General features: G+C 66.4%; 21 protein-coding genes. 14 read left to right on the top strand and 7 right to left on the bottom strand.

From position 1 onward, the window contains the following. Positions 1-2: 2 nt before the first annotated feature. Positions 3-866 carry an NmrA/HSCARG family protein gene (locus B9C43_RS45665; RefSeq protein ID WP_143447067.1) on the bottom strand — a complete coding sequence of 288 codons (864 nt, stop codon included), beginning with the start codon at positions 864-866 and terminating at the stop codon, positions 3-5. A 33-nt stretch (positions 867-899) separates the two neighbouring features. Further along, positions 900-1,685, bottom strand: a complete 786-nt coding sequence (gene fabG / locus B9C43_RS45660) for a 3-oxoacyl-ACP reductase FabG (protein WP_084433598.1) — start codon at positions 1,683-1,685, stop codon at positions 900-902. A 182-nt stretch (positions 1,686-1,867) separates the two neighbouring features. On the opposite strand from fabG, the gene B9C43_RS45655 reads away from it, so the two are divergent. Genes B9C43_RS45655 through B9C43_RS45635 form a run of 5 tightly spaced genes read left to right on the top strand, consistent with a single transcriptional unit; the run spans position 1,868 to position 8,798 of the window. Further along, positions 1,868-2,896 (top strand): methyltransferase, encoded by a 1,029-nt coding sequence (locus B9C43_RS45655; RefSeq protein ID WP_084433597.1) that lies wholly within the window; start codon positions 1,868-1,870, stop codon positions 2,894-2,896. 22 nt (positions 2,897-2,918) lie between these two features. Then, positions 2,919-5,327 carry an FAD-dependent monooxygenase gene (locus tag B9C43_RS45650; protein WP_084433596.1) on the top strand — a complete coding sequence of 803 codons (2,409 nt, stop codon included), beginning with the start codon at positions 2,919-2,921 and terminating at the stop codon, positions 5,325-5,327. Next, entirely contained in the window at positions 5,324-6,505 is a 1,182-nt protein-coding gene (locus tag B9C43_RS45645) for an FAD-dependent monooxygenase (RefSeq protein WP_084433595.1), read from the top strand. Before B9C43_RS45650 ends, B9C43_RS45645 begins: the two co-directional genes overlap by 4 nt. Positions 6,506-6,513: 8 nt before the next feature. Continuing rightward, entirely contained in the window at positions 6,514-8,022 is a 1,509-nt protein-coding gene (locus B9C43_RS45640; protein ID WP_084433594.1) for an FAD-dependent monooxygenase, read from the top strand. A gap of 32 nt (positions 8,023-8,054) precedes the next feature. Beyond that, a complete protein-coding gene (locus B9C43_RS45635; protein WP_084433593.1) occupies positions 8,055-8,798 on the top strand; it encodes an antibiotic biosynthesis monooxygenase family protein in 744 nt (247 codons plus the stop codon). A 65-nt stretch (positions 8,799-8,863) separates the two neighbouring features. Here B9C43_RS45635 and B9C43_RS45630 read toward each other — a convergent pair whose 3' ends face one another. From B9C43_RS45630 to B9C43_RS45610, 5 genes are all read right to left on the bottom strand, one after another. Then, positions 8,864-10,744: a hypothetical protein gene (locus B9C43_RS45630; RefSeq protein ID WP_084433592.1), complete on the bottom strand. Its 1,881-nt coding sequence runs from the start codon at positions 10,742-10,744 to the stop codon at positions 8,864-8,866. Continuing rightward, a complete protein-coding gene (locus B9C43_RS45625; RefSeq protein WP_033387946.1) occupies positions 10,741-11,052 on the bottom strand; it encodes a 4Fe-4S dicluster-binding protein in 312 nt (103 codons plus the stop codon). The genes B9C43_RS45630 and B9C43_RS45625 overlap by 4 nt, the downstream gene beginning before the upstream one ends. A gap of 83 nt (positions 11,053-11,135) precedes the next feature. Continuing rightward, complete coding sequence (locus tag B9C43_RS45620; RefSeq protein ID WP_084433591.1) at positions 11,136-11,930, bottom strand: DUF3050 domain-containing protein; 795 nt, start codon at positions 11,928-11,930, stop codon at positions 11,136-11,138. A gap of 35 nt (positions 11,931-11,965) precedes the next feature. Then, positions 11,966-13,456, bottom strand: coding sequence for a glutamine synthetase family protein (locus B9C43_RS45615; protein WP_200826001.1), 1,491 nt, complete (start codon positions 13,454-13,456; stop codon positions 11,966-11,968). Positions 13,457-13,458: 2 nt separating this feature from the next. Then, positions 13,459-14,874, bottom strand: a complete 1,416-nt coding sequence (locus tag B9C43_RS45610) for an amidase (protein ID WP_200826000.1) — start codon at positions 14,872-14,874, stop codon at positions 13,459-13,461. 247 nt (positions 14,875-15,121) lie between these two features. Here B9C43_RS45610 and purB point away from each other — a divergent pair, with 247 nt between their 5' ends. The 9 genes from purB to B9C43_RS45565 are packed head-to-tail and all read left to right on the top strand — an operon-like array spanning position 15,122 to position 21,844. Continuing rightward, complete coding sequence (gene purB, locus B9C43_RS45605; protein ID WP_084433588.1) at positions 15,122-16,414, top strand: adenylosuccinate lyase; 1,293 nt, start codon at positions 15,122-15,124, stop codon at positions 16,412-16,414. Continuing rightward, positions 16,392-16,793, top strand: a complete 402-nt coding sequence (locus tag B9C43_RS45600) for a GNAT family N-acetyltransferase (protein WP_084433587.1) — start codon at positions 16,392-16,394, stop codon at positions 16,791-16,793. Before purB ends, B9C43_RS45600 begins: the two co-directional genes overlap by 23 nt. Before the next feature lie 31 nt (positions 16,794-16,824). Then, the gene (locus tag B9C43_RS45595; RefSeq protein WP_084433586.1) at positions 16,825-17,151 is read left to right on the top strand and encodes a TcmI family type II polyketide cyclase; all 327 of its coding nucleotides are present in this window, start codon (positions 16,825-16,827) and stop codon (positions 17,149-17,151) included. Beyond that, on the top strand, positions 17,148-18,419 hold the full coding sequence (locus tag B9C43_RS45590) for a beta-ketoacyl-[acyl-carrier-protein] synthase family protein (protein ID WP_084433585.1): 1,272 nt from the start codon (positions 17,148-17,150) through the stop codon (positions 18,417-18,419). The genes B9C43_RS45595 and B9C43_RS45590 overlap by 4 nt, the downstream gene beginning before the upstream one ends. Then, a complete protein-coding gene (locus tag B9C43_RS45585; protein WP_033387955.1) occupies positions 18,416-19,648 on the top strand; it encodes a ketosynthase chain-length factor in 1,233 nt (410 codons plus the stop codon). Before B9C43_RS45590 ends, B9C43_RS45585 begins: the two co-directional genes overlap by 4 nt. A 23-nt stretch (positions 19,649-19,671) precedes the next feature. Beyond that, positions 19,672-19,953 (top strand): acyl carrier protein, encoded by a 282-nt coding sequence (locus B9C43_RS45580; RefSeq protein WP_084433584.1) that lies wholly within the window; start codon positions 19,672-19,674, stop codon positions 19,951-19,953. Positions 19,954-19,958: 5 nt separating this feature from the next. After that, the gene (locus B9C43_RS45575) at positions 19,959-20,684 is read left to right on the top strand and encodes a gamma-glutamyl-gamma-aminobutyrate hydrolase family protein (RefSeq protein WP_143447066.1); all 726 of its coding nucleotides are present in this window, start codon (positions 19,959-19,961) and stop codon (positions 20,682-20,684) included. A gap of 24 nt (positions 20,685-20,708) precedes the next feature. After that, the gene (locus B9C43_RS45570) at positions 20,709-21,155 is read left to right on the top strand and encodes a carboxymuconolactone decarboxylase family protein (protein WP_033387957.1); all 447 of its coding nucleotides are present in this window, start codon (positions 20,709-20,711) and stop codon (positions 21,153-21,155) included. 29 nt (positions 21,156-21,184) lie between these two features. Next, a complete protein-coding gene (locus tag B9C43_RS45565) occupies positions 21,185-21,844 on the top strand; it encodes a sulfotransferase family protein (protein ID WP_084433838.1) in 660 nt (219 codons plus the stop codon). The last annotated feature ends 18 nt before the right edge of the window (positions 21,845-21,862 follow it).

The raw sequence follows: 21,862 nt of genomic DNA, 5'->3' as shown, positions 1-21,862 counted from the left end.
TGCTACGGCTGGGCGGGCGGAGTCCAGCTGGTCCGCACCCAGCTTTCCAGCGAGACGAGGTCGGGCCGCATCCGGCGCAGCGCAGGCAGGTCGGCCTGGTAACCCTCACGTTCGAACCACTCGAACATGGCGGCCAAGTCGTCGCGCCGCCCACGCAGCGGTTCGAGAGGCAGTTGCTGATACCGGGTCGGGGTTCCGGTGGCCCGCTCGAACGCCTCGGCCATCTGCGGTCCGGTCAGTTCGTCACCCGCGATCTCGATCTGCCGGTCGATCCACGTGCCCGGATCGTCGAAGGCGTCGGCGGCGAACAGGCCGATGTCACTGGTCGCGATGAGCTGCACCGGGATGTCCGGGCGGACCGCCAGGCCCAGCATGAACTGGCCGTTCACCACGCGCGGGGTGATGTCGTTGAAGCATTCGTGGAACATGACCGGCCGCAGCACGGTCGCGGGCAGGCCGAGCTTCTGGATGTGTTGCTCGATCGCCCATTTGCTTTCGAAGTGCGGGATACCAGTGGAGCGTTCCGCGCCGCCGACCGACGTGTAGACGAAGTGGTGCACGCCTGCCTTGGCCGCCGCTTCGGCTACCGCTTTGCCCTGGCGTTCTTCGGCTTCGACCCCGCCAGGGGTCAAGAACGTCTGGACGCTGAACACGGCGGTGATCCCGGTCATCGCCGCGCGCAACGACTCCTCGTCATTCATGTCACCGCGCACGAGTACAGCGCCCGCCTCGGCGAGCGCCAATGCCGGGCGCCTGTCCGGATCACGCACCAGAGCGTGCACAACCCGTCCTCGGCGCAGCAGCTCGCGTGCCACCGCGCCGCCCTGTTTGCCGGTCGCGCCCAGCACCAGGATCGTCTCGTCCACCGTTTTTCCTCCACATCTGTGCCACGAAGTGCTTTAGTAGTTGCCGAGCCCGCCGCAGACGTTGATCGCCTGCGCGGTGATCGGCGCGGCGGCGTCACTGATCAGATAGTTGACCATTCCGGCCACTTCTTCGGCGGTGGAGTACCGGCCGAGCGGAATCTTCGCCTGGAAGCGCTCGAGGATTGCTTCCTCGGTCGTCTCGAAATGCGCGGCATAACCCTGCCGGACGCGCTGCGCCATCGGAGTTTCCACGTATCCGGGGCACACGGCGTTGACCGTGACACCGGTCTTGGCCAGTTCGAGACCCAATGCCTTGGTGAATCCGACAACACCGTGCTTCGACGCGGAATATGGCGCACCGAGCACCACACCTTGTTTTCCACCGGTCGATGCGATGTTGATGATCCGGCCCCAGCCGCGTTCCACAAGCTTCCCGGTTGTGAGCACTTCCCTGGTCATCAGGAAGACGCTGTTGAGATTGGTGTCGATGACGTCGTACCAGAGTTCGTCGGCGATGTCAGCGGTCGTGCCGCCGCCGCTGCGGCCCGCGTTGTTGACCAGGATGTCGACCTGCCCGAACCGTTCAACAGCCGTGCCTACCAGGCGCTTGACATCCTCGACGCGCCGGACGTCGGCGACGGCCCCGTCGGCCTGGTAGCCGTTCGAGCGGAGCTTGCCGACCGTCTCGTCGACCGATTCCGCGCTGCGAGAGCAGATGAAGACCTTGTGCCCGTTACTCGCGAGGGTATCGGCGACCGCGAGGCCGATTCCGCTCGTCCCACCGGTGATCAGCGCAACCTGCTGCCCGTTGTCCGCCATTTCCGCGCGCTCCTTCGTGGATACGGTGTTTCGGCAGTCTGGCATGGATTCGGCCAATCCTGGTCGAGCCTGAGTGGACCCCGGTTCGAGTGCGTGGATTCGCCAGTTGAACGACGTTTGCGGGCATAAAACGCGCCGCTCTATCGTCGCCGCTCAGGGCCTAGAAATTCTGGAGGGAAACCATGTCCGCAGCGCCGGCCGTGCGGGACCAGACTGCCGCATACTCCTTGCTCGACCTGATTCAAGGATCGGTGATAACCCAGGCGATCTCGGCCGCCGCCAAGCTTGGCATCGCGGATGTGCTGGCCGACGGCCCGTTGCCCGCGGAGGAAATCGCGAAACGGGTCGGGGCCGATCCCGAGGCAACGTATCGGCTGTTGCGCACGCTGTCGGGCTATTCGGTATTCGCCATTCAACCGGATGGCCGGTACACGCTTACCCCAATGGCTGACGCGCTGCGGGAGAACGCGACGGACTCGATGCGTGGCATGGCCATGCTGATGGGTCACCCGCTGCTGTGGGAAGACTGGGGCCACCTGCTCACGTCCGTGCGCACCGGCGAGGCCAACATGCCGAAGCTGCGCGGCATGGGTGCGTACGAGTTCCTCATGTCCAACCCCGAGTACGCCGGTGAGTTCTTCCAGGGGATGGGCAGCATCTCCCAGTCGGAGACCGATCCGGTGCTGGCGGCGTACGACTTCTCGCAGTTCAGCAAGATTGTCGACGTCATCGGCGGCCGTGGTGCCCTGCTCGCCGGGATGCTGAACCAGGCACCTGACGCGAAGGGTGTGTTGTACGACCAGGAAATGGCGACCACGGACGCGAAGCCGGTGTTGGAAGCGGCCGGTGTCGCCGACCGGGTCACGATCGAGAACGGTGCGCCTTTCGACAAGCTGCCCGCGGGCGCGGACGCCTATGTGCTCAAGCACGTTCTGCACGACTTCCCGGAGGACGCGTGCCTGACGATGCTGAACAACCTGCGCGAGGCGATCGCCCCGGACGGCAAGGTGCTCGTGATCGAGTACGTGCTCAACGAGAACAACGAGCGGCACATCGGCAACATCATCGACCTGTGGCTGCTGCTGTTGCTCGGCGCCAAGGAACGCACGCTGCCGCAGTACACCGAACTGTTCGCCAAAGCGGGCCTGAAGGTCGTCAGGGCGGTCCCGACCAGCTCGCCGGTCTCCATCATCGAGGCGATCCCTGTCTAACCACCGAAGCTGAGGACGGGAAATGGATACAGATGTCATCGTTATCGGTGCCGGGCCGACGGGATTGATGCTCGCGGCCGAGCTTCGGCTTGGCGGTGCGAACGTCACCGTCTTCGAGAAGCGCGCCGAGCGCAGCTGGGAGTCGCGCGGAATCGGGTTCACCGCACGCGCGACGGAGATCTTCCACCAGCGCGGGCTGATCGACCGGCTGGAGAACACCGAGATCGCCCGGCAGGGGCACTTCGGCGGCATCCCGATCGACTACGGGATCCTCGAAGGCTCGCACTTCGGCATGCGTGGCGTCCCCCAGTACAAACTCGAGGAGATGCTCGAGCACTGGGCGCTGGAACTGGGTGTCTCGCTGCGCCGCGGCCACGAGCTGACCAGTTTGGACGACGTCGGGGACGGCGTTTCCGCGATCGTGCAAGGACCTGACGGTCTGAGCGAGTACACAGCCCACTACCTCGTCGGTTGTGACGGCGGCGCGAGCACCGTTCGCAAGCTCGCGGGCTTTGACTTCCCTGGCTCAGACGCGATGCGCGAGATGTACCTCGCCGACGTCACCGGCTGCGACATCAAGCCGCGGATGATCGGCGAGCTGCTGCCGAACGGCATGGTCATGTCGGCGCCCTTGGAGCAGGGTTACTTCCGAATCATCGTGTGCGAGAACGGGGTATCGCCGGACAAGAACCGCCGCGAGGTCACCTTCACCGACGTCGCGGACGCATGGCAGCGGCTGACCGGCGACTCGATCCACGGCGGAAGCGCGCGGTGGGTCAGCAGCTTCACCGACGCCACCCGCCAGGTCACCGAATACCGGCGGGGCCGCGTGCTGATCGCGGGCGATGCCGCGCACATCCACCTGCCAGCCGGCGGCCAGGGGCTGAGCATCGGTGTGCAGGACGCGGTCAACCTCGGCTGGAAACTGGCCGCGACCCTCAAGGGCTGGGCGCCGGACGACTTGCTCGACACGTACCACAGCGAACGACACCCAGTCGGGGCAAGGGTTCTGCGCAACACACTCGCCCAAGGCACGCTCAACCTCAGCGGCAAGTCGGTCGAGCCGCTGCGGACCGTGATGGCGGAGATCTTCGCGCTCCCGGTGGCGGCGCGGCATCTGTCCGGAATGGTCAGTGGGTTCGACATCCGGTACGACATGGGCGAAGGACATCCGTTGCTCGGCGGGCGGATGGCCGACCGCGAGCTGAAACTCGCTGACGGTGGCACGGATCAGATCGCGCGGTTGCTGCACGGGGCCAAGGGCGTGCTGATCACTACGTCGGACGAGGTGAGCAGGCTCGCCGCCGGGTGGTCCGACCGCGTCGAGCGGGTGCGGGTCAAGAGCTTCCCGACCGGGCCGGAAGAAGGCGGCACCGCGACGGAATCGGTGCTGATCCGTCCGGACGGCTATGTCGCGTGGGCCGCACCGGGCGCGGGCGACCTGACCGATGCGCTGAAGCGCTGGTTCGGGGCCGCCAAGACAAGTGCGGTGCGTGTCACCGAACACACGATCAACGTCGCCGCTCCGGCCGAGCGGGTGTACGCGCTGATCGCGGACGTCAGCACCTGGCCGACGATCTTCCCGCCGACCGTGCACGCCGAATGCGTGCGACGCGACGGGAACGCGGAACTGATCCGGCTGTGGGCGACCGCGAACGGCGCGGCCAAGAGCTGGACGTCCAGGCGTGAGCACGACCCGGCGCGGATGAGCGTCACGTTCCGGCAGGAGCGGTCCGCGCACCCGGTCGGCGGCATGGGCGGGGAATGGATCATCGAGCCCATTTCCTCGTCCGAGTGCCGGGTACGCCTGCTGCACGATTTCTTCGCCGCCACTGACGATCCCGCCGATCTGGAGTGGATCAGCCAGGCCGTCGACCGCAACAGCATGTCGGAGTTGAACGCGCTCAAGACAAGCATGGAGCTGACCGGTCCCGACCAGCTCATCACGTTCGACGACACGGTGACGGTCGAGGGCCGCGGCAAGGACGTCTACGACTTCCTCAACGAGGCCCAGCTCTGGTCACAGCGACTGCCGCACGTGGCCAGGGTGTCGTTGCAGGAGGAGACACCCGGGCTGCAGATCCTGGAAATGGACACCAGCACGAAGGACGGATCCGTGCACACCACGCGATCCGTGCGTGTGTGCCAGCCAGACACCACCATTGTGTACAAGCAGATCGTGTTGCCTGCGTTGATGACGCTGCACACGGGGCGCTGGCTCATCGAGGAGCGCGACGGCGGTGGGGTGTCGGTGACCTCGCGGCACACAGTGAAGATCAACACTGCGAACATCGAGCGTGTCCTCGGTCCTGATGCGACAGTGGCGACCGCGCAGGACTATGTTCGCAAAGCTTTGAGCACCAACAGCATGACGACGTTGCGCGCCGCCAAGGCCTACGCCGAGGGCGCAGGCACGCGCGCGGCGTTGTGACGCGGCCCCAGGCCACCGCGCCGGTCGTCATCGTCGGCGCGGGGCCAGTCGGGCTGCTACTGGCCTGCGAGCTGGGCAGCGCCGAGGTGCCGGTCGTCATCGTGGAACGCTTGGCCGAACCGATGACCGAGTCGCGGGCCAGCCAGCTGACCACACTCACCGCCGAGCTTTTGCACAAACGCGGCTTCGGCGAATTGCTCGACGCGGCCGCGCATGAACCACGGGCACACTTCGGCGGGATGGGCTTCGACCTGTCCGGTTTGGACAGCCCGTTTGCCGGAAACTGGAAAGTGCCTCAGTACAAAACCGAGGCCGTGCTTGCTGCGCGTGCCGAACAGCTGGGGGTCATCCTGCTGCGGTCGCACGAACTGACCGAGATCGCAGAGCACGACGACTATGTCGTGTGCGGGATCCGTACCCCAGCGGGCGAGCTGCGCATCCAGGCGCAATACGTGGTCGGTTGCGACGGTGCCAACAGCACAGTTCGCCGTCTGTGCAGGTTCCCAGTTTCGGCCAAGACTGCGACTAAGGAACTGTTGCGTGCTGACGTGGCGGGCATCCAGATCCGCGATCGCAGGTTCGAGCGGCTGGAAGCCGGGTTCGCCGTGGCGTCGACCCGGGACGGTGTCACGCGGGTGATGGTGCACGCAGCCGGGCAAGGCGTGACCGAACGCACCGGGCCACCGGACTTCGAGGAAGTCGTCAGGCTCTGGCGGAAAGTGACCGGCGAGGACATCTCCGGCGGCACTGCCATCTGGCTCGACGCTTTCGACAACGCGTTGGGACAGGCCGATTCATACCGTCGTGGCCGGGTCCTGCTGGCAGGCGACGCTGCGCACTGGCACATGCCGATCGGTGGCCAGGCGTTGAACGTCGGCCTGCATGACGCGGTCAACCTTGGCTGGAAACTCGCCGAGACAGTGCACGGCCGGGCCGCGCCCGGTCTGCTGGACAGCTACCACGGCGAGCGGCACACTGTCGCCAAGCGTGTGCTCGATCATGTTGCGGCGCAAGAGCTTGTGCTGATCGGCGGCCCTGAATTCGAGCCGCTGCGCACAGTTCTCGGTGAACTGACTGGCCTTGACCAAGTCCGTGCGCACTTCGCTGGGGTTGCCAGCAACCTCAACGAGCAGTACGGCACGGCCGATGCACCATCCCCACGATTCACGCGAAGGTAGGAAGGCAAATGCCAGAGTTTGATGCGGACGTCATCGTCGTGGGAGCCGGGCCGACAGGCCTCATGCTCGCCGGTGAACTCGGCCTGGCCGGAGTCAGGACCGTGGTGCTGGACCGGCTCGCCGAGCCGATGAAGCAGTCGCGTGCCCTTGGTTTCTCGGCTCGTACCATCGAAGAGTTCGACCAGCGGGGGCTGTTGCCGCGATTCGGTGAGCTGCAGACCATTCCGTTCGGCCACTTCGGCGGGTTGCCCATCGACTACCGCGTGGTCGAGGGCGGCTCGTATGGCGCACGGGGCAAGCCCCAGTCGATGACCGAGGGAATTCTGGCCGGCTGGGCCGCCGAGCAGGGGGCCAAGGTTCTCCGGAGCCACGAAGTCACTGGCGTCAGCCAGGATGCCGACGGCGTGACTGTCGATGTCGCGACGCCAGAAGGCGCCAAGCGTTTGCGCGCCCGCTACCTGGCGGGTTGCGATGGCGGCCGGAGTGCCGTCCGCAAGATGGTCGGTATCGAGTTCCCCGGTACGGATCCCGTGATCGAGCTGTGGTTCGCCGACGTGGCCGGTATCGCCCTGCGTCCCCGGTTCTCCGGTGAGCGGGTGCCGGGTGGGTACGTGATGGTGCTGCCGATGGGCCCGGAGGTGAACCGGGTCGTCGTGTACGAGCGGAGCGCCGCCAAGCGCCGCGACGCCGACGACGTGCCGAGCTTCAAGGAGATCACCGACGCCTGGCAACGGCTGACTGGTGAGGACATCACGGCCGCGAAGCCACTGTGGACGAGTTTCACCACCGACTCCAGCAGGCAGGCCGCCGAGTACCGGCGCGGCCGTGTTTTCCTGGCCGGCGACGCCGCGCACGTCCACCTGCCGATCGGTGCACAGGGGATGAGCGCCGGGATCGGCGACGCGATGAACCTGGGCTGGAAGCTCGCCGCGGTCATCAAGGGCACCGCTTCGGCGGACCTGCTGGACACCTACCACACCGAGCGGCACCCGGTGGGCGCTCGCATTCTGGCCAACACCCTTGCCCAGCGCATCTTGTACCTCAGCGGTGACGAGATGGACCCGATGCGAGCGGTGATGGCCGAACTGCTGGCCTACGAGGACGTCCAGAAGCTGCTCGTCGGCATGGTCACCGGCCTGGACATCCGCTACGACGTCGGCGAGGGCGACCACCCGCTGCTCGGCAGGCGGCTGCCGGATGTCGAGCTGATCGGCAAGTCCGGTACGGCGAACGTCTTCACGTTCCTGCACTCCGGCCGCGGCATCGTCCTTGACCTGACAGGCAACGGCAAGGTGCGCGCCGCCGCTGAGCCGTGGACCGACCGGATCGACATCGTCACTGCGACTCCGCGATCTGCCGGTGCCCTGGAAGGCGTCGACGCGGTGCTGGTTCGCCCGGACGGCTACATCGCGTGGATCGGCACGGCCGTGGCTGGTCTCGCGGCGGCCCTCGAGCGCTGGTTCGGCCAGCCGCAATCACAGGGCGCGTCGACCTCTGCGGCCGCAGCCCGTCCGTAGTCCACTCTCGATTCAATGGATGCGAGGAGAGCATGCCGTTCATCAATCCCGAGAACGGGTACCTGACGGTCATCAACCTGTTCAAGACCGACCTGTCGCAACGAGTGGACCGGCTGGTCACCGAGATGAAGAAGATCGTCGACATCGCCGACTACCCCGGCTGGATCTCCAGCACGGTGCACCGCGGCCAGGAGAAGTTCGGCACCGCGAACTTCATCCAGTGGCGCGGCATGGACGATCTGGAGACCCGGTACGCCGGAAGCGAGTTCAAGCACCACACGATCCCGGTCTTCCACGAGATGACGACGTTCGTCCGGCTGATGCAGACCGAGGTCGAACTCGGCCAGCGCCACCCTTCGCTCGGTGACGTCACGGAGATCTCGCCGAACCGCGACGACTACACGGTCATCGAGATCCTTGGGGTGCAGCCCAGCAACCAGACTGAGTTGATCTCGACGCTGGGTGCGGCGCATGAGTGGCTTGTGGACGTTCCCGGCTATCGGTCGCAGAGCGTGATGCGCGGAATCCGTTCCCGCAATCTCGGTGCGGGCGACGGAACTCTGGCCACCGTGGGTGCGGACAACGACTTCGTCGTGGTCTATTCCCAGTGGGACAGCAAGGAATCGTTCGACGCGTACCGGACGTTGGCAGCGGACAAGCAGCATGCGGCACGGCGGAAGAACCAGGACAAGCGGAACTCTTTGACCACGGTGACCGACTGGAACACCTACCGGGTCGTGCACACCCGGTCGGCAGCGGAGCCGGTCCGAGTCTGATCCCGGCAGCACCAAAGCCCGCGGCCCCTGGCGAGCAAGCCAGGGGCCGCGGGCTTTGTCATCTCCTACTGGGCGATCTGCTGCCAGTGCCACTGCGAGTCGAACTGGGCGATCTCGATGTCCGCGCCCTCGGCGACCAACCCGGCCGCGAGGCTCGTCGCCTTCGCGATGAAACCGGAAGTCCGGTGCGCCGCAAGCAGATCCTGCTCGTCGAACGGCAACCCGTCACACCGCAACAACCGCAGATCGATGAACCCGTTGAACGTCCGCCCGACCACCTCCACGGCTTGCGGACTGCGGATGCTGAACCGCACCTTGGCCGCGACGTGCCCGTGGTGGTGCTGGTCGGAGTAGTACGCGATGTCCGGGATCCTCGGCGGGACGAAGTAGTCCCGTGCCGCGATCGCCGGGACCTTCGGCAGGTTGCCCACCAGGAAGTGCCACGAGTTGTACTGCATCCGCGCGGAGATGGACCACGACGTGTCCGCGAGGTGGGCCTTCGAATTGCCGAAGTGCCTGCTGGCGTCGGCGCTCGGCACGACACAGCAGAAGAAGTGCGGGATGTCCCACGTGGCGATCTTGTCCCACTCTTCGGCGCGCAACGCCGCGGTCAGTGCCGTGAGCGACCGCATGCCGCGGCTCATCGCGAAATCGGCGTTGAAAGTCGATGTCGCCGCACGCACGGTCTCGTACACAAGGGACTCCAGGCCCGATGCGTACTGGCCATGCGGCTCGGCTAGCCACCCAGGTGACGCCTCGACGCCAGCCGCGAGCTCCGCGAACGTCGTGCCGGAAACGGGAATCCGCTGCTGGATACGCGCGCAAAGCTCCGCCTCCAGTCGCCGCGCATCGTCAGCCGGAGCTCCCGCGACTCGTTCGATCTTGTGCATCAACGGACCGTGGATCTCTCGATACAACTGAACCCGCCCGGCGATCTCCATCCGCCGCTGGGCAAGCGCATCCGCGAGTTCGGAGAGCGCCACAGCCCGGGTCGACTGCGCGGGCGGCACAACCTCGCCCCCAGGGACACTGTTGTACGCCTGGCGCGTGCCCTCAAGCAGGTGCGCCACGTGCTCGGGTGTGAGCTGGGTGTTGTTGGCTTCCTCGATCCGGGCGAACCCCGACGACCGGACGAGCAGCGTCAGGCAAACCACCATCAGCACATCGCTGTCCGACCACAGTTCGAGCGGCACCGGTGCCAGACTGCTCAACGCGCAATCCGGGTGCCCCGGCCACAACGTCTTGCCGGTCAACGTGTTCTGGTCACGGAAGTTGGTGTACTGGCGGTCACCGGAGTACAGCACGAACGGCGCCGTCCGCAGCGCCGCCTCCTGCAGGTTGTCGAGCATGTCCTTGCGCCCGGCCGGACCCGCGGCCGCCAGCCACGCACGGCAGTCAGCGACTGCGGAACGCAACCGCGCGGCAGCACGGGCAAGCTCGGCCTGGTAGTCCGCCAGGTGTTGAGCGGACCACGGAACCCGTAACACACCGCCCACGAGTTTGTGCTCGCCGGCCAACGGGCCCTTCGAAGGCACACGGATGACCACACGGCCGCTCGTGTTCAACCCGATCTCGCCGAGGAACGCCATCTCAGCCTCGTCGGCCGGATCGACCGAAAGGTTCTTCTCCCGCCATGTCCTGCCGAACAGGACCCGCAGCGCGCATTCGTCCGCGGTGGGCAGTGCTCGCAGCTGGATGTCCATCGGCACGTGCCCGGCGAGCGTCAGCAACGTGTCCACGGCCTTGGGCAGGTCCGGCGCGGTGACCGCCTGCTGCCAGGTTTGCTTGAGCAGGCCGGGGAATCCGGCGTCGTCGGCCACCAGGTAGTCCGGTTCGGGCGTCGCCCCGGCTCGTTGGCCGAGTCTGCTCGGTCTGCGGCTCTGCCGCGCCTTGGCCATCGCGGCCTTGCGGGAAAGGGTGGCGTCTCGCTCGGTCGGCAGGGTCATGCCGGGTCTCCGGTCGTCAGCTCGATGTGACTCCACATCTGGTCTCCAGTCGGGGTCCACTCCTCGTCGACGTAGATGCAGTCGACCGGGCAGACCAGCACACACTTCGGGCAGCCCGAGCACAGTTCGGGGATGATCACGACATCCAGCCCGCGGTCGAAGATCGCGCCGAACTCGGGCGGGCAGTTGCGCAGGCAGGTGTCGCACGTGATGCATTCCGAAGACTCGATGCGGCGTGGTGGTTTCTTCCAGTTCTCACTGCGGGATCGTTGTGCGATCCGGTCGGCACGCGCGGTGTTGGCTTGCATGGCGCGCTCTCACCTCGGCTTCCTGGAGCGCCCCGGGCCTGGCATGCCAGGCCCGGGGCGTGTGGTCAGCTCTTTGCGTGTGATCAGTGGGAGCGCTCGACGATCTTGCCCAAGATTCCGTCCCACAGTCGGGTCCGTGCGGCGAGAGCGGTGTTGATGGTGTCCTCGCACTCGGCCCATTTGGTCTCGTCCTCGCCGCACAGGTCGGCGAGCATCTGCATGGCCATCGGGGTGTGTTCCTCGGCGTCCACCTGGATGTGCCGCCTGAGGTAGTCCACGAACGTCGACAGCGCACCGAATTCGGCGTCGAGCGCGGCGACCTGGTCGAACATGTCGGGGATCAGGTCCTCACGGCCGAACGCGAACGCCGCGGCCTGGCAGTGCACCGGTGCGTTCTCGATGAAGTTCCACGTCGTGGCCATGAACTCGGCCGACGGCCGCGGAACTCCGGCTTGTTCGATCGAAGGCAGCACGGGTTTGCCTTCACGCAGCAGACCGATGAAGGCGTCGATGCGTGACGTGTCCGCGCCCGCCTGCCGCATGCCGTCGACGTAGAGCTCGAAGTGGCTGATGAAGCCGGTTCCGAGCTCGTCGCTCTCCTCGACGAGAGTGATGTCGTTGATCAGGCGCCTGCTGCTGGGCAGCGCGGAGGGCACCCACGGCACTTCGACGCAGGTCAGCCTGCGCTGCAGGACTTTCAGCAAGGACATGAAGTCCCACACCGCGTACACGTGATGTTCCATGAAGGTCACCACCGCGTCCACTGTGTTCAGTGTGCTGTACAGCGGATGGCCGGTCACCTTCTGGCGGGCCGGCTCGATGGCGGATTTGAGCTTCTCGATGGCAGGATGGGTCTCGCCCCAGGCATACCGTGACATGACAGAATTCCCTTTCGCTCGGCGTGCACCGTTGTTCAGAAGACACCGAAGTACTCGCGTTGTTCCCATTCGGTGACTTCGTTCATCGTGTCCTCAGTGGAGGAACGCCAGGCGTCGAAACGGGACGCCTCGCTTTCCTTCAGCTTCACGAGGCACGTCTTGAGGGGAGTTCCGAGCAGTTCCTCGGCGCTGCTGCTGGCGCGGAACGCGTCCAGCGCCTCGCGCAGCGACGTCGGGAGTGCCGGATACGTCGTCCGGTTGGCTGGGGCGCTCATTCCTTGCAGGCCCGCGTGGAGCTGGGAAGCGATCAGGAGATACGGGTTCGCGCACGGCTCCCCGATCCGGTTCTCCACATGTGTCGAACTGCCCCCGGGAAGCACTCGGACCATGGCGCTGCGGTCCTCGTAGCGCCAGTTCACCGAGGTGGGGGAGAGCGTGAATTCCGGTGCCAGGCGCCGATACCCGTTCACGGTCGGGACCGACAGCAGGCAGAACTCGCGTGCCCGGGACAGCAGCCCGCCGATGTAGGCCTCGCCGTCGGCGGAAATCGACTCCTGCGTGCTGTCGTCAGCAGCGAACAGGTTGGCGTTCGTCTTCGTGCTCGTGACCGACTGGTGCAGGTGCCAGCCGCTGGAGTCGAAGCTTTCCAAGCGTGGCAACGTCATGAAGGACGCGTGGTATCCGCGGCGCCTGCAGGCCTGCTTGACCTGGGTACGGAACAGCAGCATCGCGTCGGCCGCGTCCATCGCCAGCATCGGGTTGAAGGTCGTCTCGAGCTGACCGGGACCGGACTCGTGCTCGAAGGAACGCAGCGGCAATCCGAGCGCGATCAGCATGGCGGCCAACGGGTCCGCGACGTCGGCCACCGAGTCGTAGTAGCTGTCGAGGTTGAACTGGTAGCCGGGGTTCACCGCCTCCACCACCGGCGCAGGTCCTTGCAGGCCGAAGCCGTTGCCCGCGTTGCCGGGCGGGCCGCCTGCCAGCCGGGTGAGGTACCACTCGACTTCCAGCCCGATGACCGGGGCCAGGTCACGTTCGGCGTACTCGGCCACGACGCGGCGCAGGACGTTGCGGGAGGCCAACGGATGCGGCGTGCCGTCGCGCAGGTACTCGTTGCCCAGCACCCATGCGGTCCTCGGCTCCGTCCGGGGAAGAACCTGGAACGTGCGCGGATCCGGGACGAGCACGAAGTCACCGGCGCCGAGCAGTTCGCCGACGCCGACGCCTGAGTCGGCAAGGAAGTCGACGGCGACGGCGTGGCCGGTGTCGAAGAGGAACGGCCCCGCGCTGAAGTCCATGCCGTTGCGCAGTACTGAGCGGAAGACGTCGGCCGGCACGGTTTTCGACCGGGCCAGCCCGTGCGGGTCGCAGAACACCACACGTACCAGGTCGACGTCGTTGAGCTGCACTTCGACCTGTTCGGCCGCAGCGGACTGCCGGTCGTCCCATAGCCCGAACTCGGCCACAAAACAGGGACGCCCGACGCCGCTTTCGTTGCCGTACAGGGACCACGGCCTGGAGGTCATGATCATTCGCCTTTCGTTTCGTGGCCGGGCGGATCCATCGCGAGGCCGAGGTCGGCCTCGAGCCGGGCCGCGGCGCGCAGTACCAGCTCGTCGGCACCGACCCGGCCGACGAGCTGCAACCCGGCAGGAAGCCCGCCGGACGTGACGCCGACCGGGAGGGACAGCGCGGGCTGGCCGGTGATGTTGAACGGATAGGTGGCGGGCGACCAGGCGAGCCACAGCAGGTCGTCCGGATTGGCGGCCCAGGCAGGGCCGATCGCGTCGGCGTCGAATGGCTCGACCGGAACGGTCGCCATGGCCAGGAGGTCGTAGCGGTCCATCACCGCGCCAAGCTGCGTTCGCAGGGCGAGCCGTGTGTCCTCGGCGCGCATGACCGCCGCGCCGCTCAGGGAGCGTCCATATCGGACGATTGCGGCGCGGCCTTCGTCGCACCGCTGCTCGTCTTCCGGAGTCGTGCCGCTCGCTTCGGTGGCGGCGAGAATGTCCACCAAGGCGGGGTACGGATCAGCGAACGGGACATCGATCCGGTCGACGCGGTGTCCCTGCGCGGCCAGTACCGGCAGGACGGCTTCGGTGACCCTGCGGATCTCGTCGGAGGTACGCGGGAACTCCATCCACCCGATTCGCAGCGACACGGGTTCTCTCGTCACGGCAGGTGCGGCGGTCACCGAGTCCGGGTCGCCCGGATCCGGGCCACCCAAGACCGACATGAGTGCGGCGACGTCGGCCACGCTTCGCGCGAGCGGCCCCGCGTGCGCCAACCGCTCGGAACACGGTGGCACGTACGGAATTCGAGCGAAGGAAGGTTTGAACCCGACCACTCCGCAGAACGCCGCGGGGATCCGGATGGATCCCGCGCCGTCGGTGCCCAGCGACGCCGTGCACAACCCAGCTGACACTGCGGCAGCCGACCCGCCGCTGGAGCCGCCAGCGGATTTGTTGCGCGCCCATGGATTCCGGGTGGGCGGGGCGACTCGGCTCACCGTGCTCGCGCTCCACCCGTACTCCGAGGTCGCTGTCTTCCCGACCACGATCGCGCCTGCCGCACGGAGGCGAGCGACCGCAGGCGCGTCCACGGCAGGACGGCGGTTGGACAGCAACGATCCCCGCCTGGTGGGCAGGTCCTGGGTCTGGATGAGGTCCTTCACGGACACCGTGACCCCGAGCAGCGGCCGGTCGCGGAAGGCGGCGTCGCCAAGGCCGGCGATGAGCCGGTCGGCGGCTTGCGCCGCGCGCAGAGCACGATCGTCTGCGACCGCCACGAACGCGTTGAGCTCCGCGTCCGTTTCGCGGATGGCGGCCAGCACGGTCCGGACGTGCTCGACGACCGTGGAATGGCCTCTCAGAAACGCCTGTTTTGTTTCCTGAATACTGCGGCAGATCGGCTGCCTATTTCTCGCTGCGATGGAGACTGGCACGAAGCAACTACATGGCTTCGCCAGATGTGGTGCAAGTCGCGGATACTTTGGAACAGGCCGGGCTGGGGCAATCTGGGAGAAGAAATCCGGCTACTGGCCGGGTCTGATGGCGTTCAACTGGCGAGATCTCTCAGTCGAACGGGAGCACTTTCGGAGAAATTGGCCCTGGCGGCTGCGCAAAGCTGCTGTACACCCCGTCCGGCGAATTAATCTTCCGCTGGCGGTTGACTTCGGAGGGACCACGGTCATGATATCCCGTTACTCGCTGCCCGAGATGGCCGAGCTCTGGTCTGATCAGGCCAGATATGCGACATGGACCAAGGTGGAAGTCCTTGCGTCACAAGCACAGGCGCTGCTCGGCCGGGTTCCCGACGACGCGTTGGCGGACATCCGGCGGGCCGCGGTGCCGTCAGCGGCACGGGTCGCTGAGATCGAACGCGAACGCGACCACGAGATCCTTTCCTTCCTCGCGGCGTTCTGTGAGGACATCCCGGAGGACTCGGCGCGCTGGGTACACCTCGGCATGACGAGCTACGACCTCGTCGACACGGCCTTGGGCTACACCCTCGCGCGCGCGTGCGACCTTTTGATCGGTGTGGTGACAAGGCTTCGAAACGTGCTGGCGGACAAGGCAGTCGAGCACTGGGCCACGGTCTGCATCGGACGCACCCACGGCATGCACGCGGAACCGACGACGTTCGGCCACAAACTCGCCGGGTTCGCCTTCGCGATCGACCGCTGCGTCAAGCGTTTGGCAGCCGCACGCGAGGAAGTCGCGGTGGGCACGATCTCGGGATCTGTCGGCACGTACGCGCTGATCGATCCCTTCGTCGAGGAGTACGTGTGCGCGGAGCTCGGCATTGGTGCCGAGCAGGCACCGAGCCAGGTTGTGGCTCGCGACCGGCATGCCCAACTGGTGCAAGCGGTGGCGACACTCGGCGCCTGCGTCGAGCAGATCGCCATCGAGGTGCGGCTGCTGTCCCGCAGCGAAGTCCGTGAGGTCGAAGAGCCACGGACAGTCGCCTACCAGGGCTCGAGTGCCATGCCGCACAAGCGGAACCCGACGACCAGCGAGCGCTTGGTCGGGCTCGCTCGGCTGTTGCGCGGATATGCCGGAACGATGGTGGAGAACGTCGCGCTGTGGCACGAGCGGGACCTGTCCCACTCGTCGGTCGAGCGAGTCGCCATGGTGGACGCGCTGATCGTCGCGCACTATCAGGCGACAGCAGCGGCAGACCTGGTAGCGGGGCTCGATGTGTTCCCGGACCGGATGCGCGCCGCGATCGACCAGACGAATGGCCTGGCGTACAGCTCCGCCGTGCTGGCCGATCTATTGGAGAACGGCACCGAACGAGAACACGCATACCGAGCCGTTCAGGCCGCCGCGAATAGCGCTGTCTCCGGCGGCGATGATTTCGGTACGCTGCTGCGGGCCGAGGGAATTGATATCGGCCCACTGCGGCCAGAGCGTTTTCTGGTTCGGCACGACGTGATCCTCAAACGATTGGAAACACTCCGTGACAAGGGACATCAGGCGTGAGAACGGCATCGATATGGACATGCGTGAAGTCCTGGAGGTCTACCGGTCGTCGGGGCTGGGTGAACGGCGGCCGATAGCGGATACCGAGCGCATGGCGGAGATGGTCAGGAACGCCAATCTGGTCGTTACGTGCCGTATCGACGGCAAGCTGGTCGGTATTGCCCGCAGTATCTCGGACTTCTCTTACGTGACATACCTCTCCGACATCGCCGTCAGCCTTGAGCACCAGCGCTCGGGTATTGGTCGAGCACTCATCGACGCGACCAGGAAAGAGGCGCCGCAGGCCAAGATCGTGCTCCTTTCGGCACCGGCCGCGACAGATTACTATCCGCACATCGGCTTTACGAGGCACAATTCAGCGTGGGTGCTGAACCCCTAGCATCAATACGTTATCGAGGCGGCGGGTTGAAATGCACAGTAATCTGATCGTGGCCCGGATGGACCCTCATTCGAGTGCTGATGTCGCGCAGCTCTTCGGCGCTTTCGACGAGACCGACATGCCACACCGCATGGGCACGCGGCGGCGTCAGCTGTTCTCGTTCCGTGGCTTGTACTTCCACGTTCAGGACTTCGACGACGACAACGGCGGCGAGCTCATCGAGGAGGCGAAGACGGATCCGCGCTTCATTCGGATAAGCGAGGACCTCAAGCCGTTCATCCAACCGTACGACCCCGCGACGTGGCGATCGCCTGCCGACGCGATGGCGAAGCGGTTCTACAGTTGGGAGTCCGCATGAACGAGCGACGGGTGGTCATCACCGGAATCGGGGTGATCGCGCCAGGAGGAATCGGAGCCAAGAGCTTCTGGAGCTTGCTCAGCGAAGGCCGGACCTCGACGCGCGGAATCACGTTCTTCGACCCGTCGGCGTTCCGGTCACGGGTGGCTGCGGAGGCCGATTTCGATCCTTACGAGCACGGTCTCGGGCCACAGGAAATCCGGCGGATGGACCGGGCGGCGCAATTCGCCGTCGTCACAGCCGCGGAGGCGATGGCCGACAGCGGCCTGGACCTGAGCGGCGTCGCTCCACATCGGACCGGCGTGACCGTCGGCAGCGCGGTGGGTGCGACCATGGGGCTCGACCAGGAGTACCGAGTGGTCAGCGACGGCGGCAGGCTGGATCTCGTCGACCACGAGTACGCCGTTCCCCATCTGTACAACTACTTCGTGCCGAGTTCGTTCGCCGCGGAGGTCGCCTGGTCGGTCGGCGCCGAGGGCCCGGCGACGGTGGTCTCCACCGGGTGCACGTCAGGGCTGGACTCGGTCGGCTACGCGGCCGAACTGATCCGGGACAACTCAGCCGACGTGATGATCGCCGGCGCCGCCGACGCGCCGATCTCGCCGATCACCGTGGCATGCTTCGACGCGATCAAGGCGACCACGCCGCGCAACGACGATCCCGAGCACGCTTCCCGGCCCTTCGACCGCACCCGAAACGGTTTCGTGCTCGGCGAGGGCGCCGCGATGTTCGTGTTGGAGGAGCTGGAATCGGCGCGTCGCCGTGGTGCGCACGTCTACGCCGAGATCGCCGGGTACGCCTCTCGGTGCAACGCCTTCCACATGACCGGATTGCGCCCGGACGGCAAGGAAATGGCCGAGGCCATCCGGGCGGCGCTGGACGGCGCGAAGATGGGCCCGCAGGACGTCGACTACGTCAACGCGCACGGCTCGGGCACCAAGCAGAACGACCGGCACGAGACCGCGGCGTTCAAGCGCAGCCTGGCCGAACACGCTTACCGGACGCCGGTGAGCTCGATCAAGTCGATGGTCGGCCATTCGCTCGGCGCGATCGGCTCGATCGAGATCGCCGCTTCGGTGCTGGCCATGGAGAACAACGTGGTGCCGCCGACGGCGAACCTGCACGAGGCCGACCCCGAATGCGACCTCGACTACGTGCCGCTGACCGCGCGCGACTGGAAGACCGACACGGTGCTGACCGTGGGCAGCGGCTTCGGCGGTTTCCAGAGCGCGATGGTGCTGACCCGTCCCGATCGGACCGCGGTATGACCTCGCAAGCCGTGGTGACCGGCCTCGGTGTCGTGTCACCCAACGGATTCGGTGTGACCGACTACTGGAATGCCACCTGCGGCGGCAAAAGCGGCATCGGCCGGATCACCCGCTTCGACGCACGGCGGTATCCGGCGAAACTCGCCGGCGAGGTGGCCGGGTTCAACGCGAGCGACCACCTGCCCAGCAGGCTCATCCCGCAGACCGACCGGATGACCCAGCTTGCCTTGGTGTGCGCGGACGACGCGCTCGCCGACGCCGACGTGCGCACGGACGAAGCGACGCCCGAGTCCCAGTTCGGGATGGGCGTGGTGACGTCCAGTTCCTGCGGTGGCTTCGAGTTCGGCCAGCGTGAACTGCAGAACCTGTGGAGCAAGGGCGGCCAGTACGTCAGCGCGTACCAGTCGTTCGCGTGGTTCTACGCGGTCAACACGGGCCAGATCTCGATCCGGCACGGCATGCGCGGTCCCAGCGGCGTGCTCGTCAGCGACCAGGCAGGTGGCCTGGACGCCCTCGCGCACGCGTGCCGACTGGTCCGCAACGGCACTGATTTGATCGTGTCCGGTGGCGTCGACGCGTCGATCTGCTCGTGGGGTTGGGTCGCCCACCTCGCCAGCGGCAGTTTGAGCGTCAGCGAAGAGCCGGAACGGGCTTATCTTCCGTTCGACACCGACGCGGCCGGGCATGTGCCAGGTGAGGGTGGCGCCTTGCTGATCATCGAGAACGCCGACGCCGCGCGCCGACGGGGCGTGACCCGGGTCTACGGCGAGATCTGTGGCTACGGCGCCACATTCGACCCGAGGCCCGCAAGCGGGCGGGAGCCCACGCTGCGCAAGGCAATCGAGATCGCGCTGGACAACGCCGGCATGCTCCCGGAGGACATCGACGTCGTTTTCGCCGACGCCGCGGCCATTCCGGAGCTTGACGAGGTCGAGGCGAAGGCGATCAGCGAGGTCTTCGGGCCGCGCGGAGTCCCGGTCACCGCGCCGAAAACGATGACCGGCCGGCTCGCCTCCGGCGCCGCCGCGCTGGACGTCGCCACCGCGTTGCTGGCCATCCGAGCGGGCGTGATCCCACCGACGACGAATGTGGCCCTGTCGCCCGACTACGACATCGACCTGGTGGTTCAAGGACCGCGGCACACGCCCCTGAACGCGGCCGTCGTCCTGGCGCGTGGCCACGGCGGCTTCAACTCCGCCGTCGTCGTGCGATCCGTCGACTGGAACTAAAAGGAGAAAGGGGAGCAGCCGCAATGGAATTCACGGTCAAGGACCTCAGGCGCATCCTGCATGAGGCCGCTGGCGCGGACGAGGGCATCGATCTGGACGTCAGCACGTTGGACACCGAGTTCGTCGAACTGGGCTACGAGTCGATCGCGTTGCTGGAGACCGGCGGCCGGATCGAGCGGGAGTTCGGGATCAAGCTGGACGACGAGACGATGACCGACTCGGCAACGCCGCGCGCGCTGATCGACGCGGTCAACGCGCGGATCTCCGAGTACCAGAGGGATCCGACCTTCACACCGTCGGTGTGATCACGATGAGCTCACCTGGCCCGGTGATCGGGATCTGCGCTCGGACGGCGCCGGTCACCTTACAGGGCGCGGGCTTGACCGTCAGCCTCGCTCTGCAGTCGCATGTGGACATGCTCGCGTCGGCGGGCTGTACTCCCGTGCTGCTTCCGTTGCTGCCCGGCATCGAGCGCCTCGTCGGCAGGCTCGACGGCTTGCTGATCCCCGGCGGTCCGGACGTGGATCCGGCGCTGTACGGCGAAACTGCGCACCGCAGCACCCGCGGAGTCAGTCCGGCGGCGGACGCCGCGGAGCTGGCGGTCGTGCGGCAGGCGCTTGGCACGGGCATGCCGATCCTCGCCATCTGCCGCGGCATGCAGCTGCTCAACGTGCACTTCGGTGGCACGCTGCACCAGCACCTGCCTGAGGCCATTGGGCACGACGGCCACCGCCCGGAGGCCGAAGTGTTCACGTTCGGCAGATACCGCCTCGACGTGAAACCTGGCAGCCTGATCGCCGGAATCCTCGGTGAGGAAGAGAAGTTCGACACGGCATGCCATCACCACCAGGCGATCGACCGGCTCGGTCCGGGCCTCACCGCCACTGCTTGGGCGCCAGACGGGGTCATCGAGGTGGTTGAGGCCGACGGTCACCCGTTTGCCCTTGGCGTGCAATGGGAAGCGGGTCAGACCAGCGACGAGAGGCTGCACCGTGCCCTCGCCGAAGCGTCCCACCTCGCCACCACAACGACTTGAGTCAACCCACGGGAGGAAGACCCGATGAAACCACGGATGAACAACCCGTCGCTGGTGGTGGAAGACTCCTTGCCGCCCTTGCTCGAGTTGACCAAGGTCATCGCCAAGACCGGTGTGCCCAAGTCGACGCTTGACCTCGTGCGCCTGCGCGTGAGCCAGGTCAACGGCAGGGATATCCGTGTTCCCGCGCAGTCCGGTGAACTCGAGGACACCGACCCGCGGTTGCCCCTGGTGGCCACGTGGCGGGACGTGCCGGATTTCACCGACGCGGAACGGGCCGCGCTCGCGTTGGCCGAGGGCGCCACGCGGATCAGCGACAGCGACGATCCGGTGCCGGACGAGGTCTGGGATGAGGCCGCGAAGTACTACACCGAAAAAGAACTCGGCGCGCTGGTCATCCAGATCGGCCTGGTCAACCTGTGGAACCGGGTCAACGTCGTGACCAGGCAGGTGCCGGTCGACTGGAGCTGACCGGCCGCGATCAAGGGAAGGGCACCGCCTTGTTGAAGCTCATCAACGCCGGCCTTGGCCGGACGGGTACGACGTCGCTGCAGGTCGCGTTGGAGCGACTGGGTTTTGGGCCGTGTTACCACATGTTCGACATCGTCGGCAGCCAGGAGCGGCTCGCGCAGTGGGAGAAGATCGTCTGTGACGGGCAGAGCCCTGACTGGCCCGAGGTGTTCGACGGCTACACGTCCGCGGTCGACGGTCCGCCCGCGATCTACTACCGGCAGATCGTGGAGGCGTTCCCCGAGACGAAGGTCGTACTGACGGTGCGCGACGCCGAACGTTGGTACCAAAGCACTTACGAAACGCTGTACCAATTCGTCGCCAATGGGCAGGCCCCGCCGCCGGGTTCACCGCCTGCCAGGTTGCGCCGCGTGGTCAACACGATGGTGTGGGACGGTCTTTTCGACGGGCGGTTCGCCGACAAGGACTACGCCATCGAGGTCTATCACAACCGCAACCAGGAGATCGTGAACACCGTCCACCCGGACAAGCTTCTCGTGTTCGACGTCAAGCAGGGCTGGGAACCGTTGTGCGCCTTCCTGGGCGTCGACGTGCCCGCCGAAGACTTCCCGCACGCCAACGACACCGAGAACATGCAGCAGGTGATCAAGCGGGTGGCCAGCGGCACTGGTCCGGTTTCTGCCGGATAAGCGGCCGCGGGCGATTCG

Source organism: Kibdelosporangium aridum, from assembly GCF_900176515.1.
GTDB classification, from domain to species: Bacteria; Actinomycetota; Actinomycetes; order Mycobacteriales; family Pseudonocardiaceae; genus Kibdelosporangium; species Kibdelosporangium aridum.
Note: the sequence above shows the minus strand (reverse complement) of the source record. Positions and strands in the feature narration are given on the sequence as shown.

Coding starts and splice junctions, on each gene's coding strand:
- fabG (WP_084433598.1), bottom strand. CDS start 1,685: ATGGCGGACAACGGGCAGCAGGTTGCGCTGATCACCGGTGGGACGAGC.
- B9C43_RS45655 (WP_084433597.1), top strand. CDS start 1,868: ATGTCCGCAGCGCCGGCCGTGCGGGACCAGACTGCCGCATACTCCTTG.
- B9C43_RS45650 (WP_084433596.1), top strand. CDS start 2,919: ATGGATACAGATGTCATCGTTATCGGTGCCGGGCCGACGGGATTGATG.
- B9C43_RS45640 (WP_084433594.1), top strand. CDS start 6,514: ATGCCAGAGTTTGATGCGGACGTCATCGTCGTGGGAGCCGGGCCGACA.
- B9C43_RS45635 (WP_084433593.1), top strand. CDS start 8,055: ATGCCGTTCATCAATCCCGAGAACGGGTACCTGACGGTCATCAACCTG.
- B9C43_RS45630 (WP_084433592.1), bottom strand. CDS start 10,744: ATGACCCTGCCGACCGAGCGAGACGCCACCCTTTCCCGCAAGGCCGCG.
- B9C43_RS45625 (WP_033387946.1), bottom strand. CDS start 11,052: ATGCAAGCCAACACCGCGCGTGCCGACCGGATCGCACAACGATCCCGC.
- B9C43_RS45620 (WP_084433591.1), bottom strand. CDS start 11,930: ATGTCACGGTATGCCTGGGGCGAGACCCATCCTGCCATCGAGAAGCTC.
- B9C43_RS45615 (WP_200826001.1), bottom strand. CDS start 13,456: ATGACCTCCAGGCCGTGGTCCCTGTACGGCAACGAAAGCGGCGTCGGG.
- purB (WP_084433588.1), top strand. CDS start 15,122: ATGATATCCCGTTACTCGCTGCCCGAGATGGCCGAGCTCTGGTCTGAT.
- B9C43_RS45595 (WP_084433586.1), top strand. CDS start 16,825: ATGCACAGTAATCTGATCGTGGCCCGGATGGACCCTCATTCGAGTGCT.
- B9C43_RS45590 (WP_084433585.1), top strand. CDS start 17,148: ATGAACGAGCGACGGGTGGTCATCACCGGAATCGGGGTGATCGCGCCA.
- B9C43_RS45585 (WP_033387955.1), top strand. CDS start 18,416: ATGACCTCGCAAGCCGTGGTGACCGGCCTCGGTGTCGTGTCACCCAAC.
- B9C43_RS45580 (WP_084433584.1), top strand. CDS start 19,672: ATGGAATTCACGGTCAAGGACCTCAGGCGCATCCTGCATGAGGCCGCT.
- B9C43_RS45575 (WP_143447066.1), top strand. CDS start 19,959: ATGAGCTCACCTGGCCCGGTGATCGGGATCTGCGCTCGGACGGCGCCG.
- B9C43_RS45570 (WP_033387957.1), top strand. CDS start 20,709: ATGAAACCACGGATGAACAACCCGTCGCTGGTGGTGGAAGACTCCTTG.